Source organism: Mesorhizobium sp. M1A.T.Ca.IN.004.03.1.1 (assembly GCF_003997555.1).
Lineage (GTDB): Bacteria > Pseudomonadota > Alphaproteobacteria > Rhizobiales > Rhizobiaceae > Mesorhizobium.
Map to the genome: position 1 here is coordinate 1 of NZ_RZTV01000599.1, position 257 is coordinate 257.

General features: G+C 65.8%; 1 pseudogene. It reads right to left on the reverse strand.

Features of this window, described 5'->3' with window-relative positions:
- Positions 1-257: pseudogene (locus EOD29_RS33035) on the reverse strand (amidohydrolase); the annotation flags it as partial.

A 257-nucleotide genomic window follows, 5' to 3' on the forward strand; every position in this document is an offset into this window, starting at 1 on the left:
GATTTATAAGGCCGCTCCACCAGCTCGGGCATGGCGAGCGCATCCATATCGGCGCGTAGCCCGATCCTGCGCGCGCCCCTCCCGACCTGCAACGTACCGACCACGCCGGTGTCGCCGAGGCCGCGATGCACGGTGATACCGGCATCATCGAGAAGCCTCGCGACGATGCCGGCGGTGCGCTCTTCCTCGAAACCAAGTTCGGGATGGGCGTGCAGGTCGCGGCGCAAGGCCATGAGAAACGGCAGATCGTCCTCGAT